The 293-nt window shown below is 65.2% G+C and carries 1 protein-coding gene; it reads right to left on the reverse strand.

Annotated features, from left to right (window positions below):
- Positions 1 to 293, reverse strand: a 293-nt coding sequence (locus IFT44_RS21050) for a hypothetical protein (RefSeq protein ID WP_192176526.1), incomplete at both ends; no start/stop codon positions are given.

Here is a 293-nt window from a genome sequence, read left to right on the forward strand (position 1 = left end):
TCGCGACCTTCGACCAGGCTGTCATCGACGATGGGCAGCTGGAACTGGACGCTGGTCTGGCCCTTCGGAATGGTCACGGTGATGCTGTCCTGACCTTGGTAATCGGCACGTGTCGCGCTGCCGCCGTAGGTCAGGTTCAGGGTCACCTGGGTGTCGGTGTTGGTCGGGTTGCTCAGGGTCAGGGTGTAGACGGCCGACTGGCCTTCGGTGGCCGACGCATCGCCGGTCAGGCCGATGGTGGTCACGTCGATGCTGTCGCCGACCGGGGTCACGACCGGAGTGGTGTTCGGGGT

It is taken from the genome of Pseudomonas sp. CFBP 13710 (assembly GCF_014842235.1).
GTDB classification, from domain to species: domain Bacteria; phylum Pseudomonadota; class Gammaproteobacteria; order Pseudomonadales; family Pseudomonadaceae; genus Aquipseudomonas; species Aquipseudomonas baltica.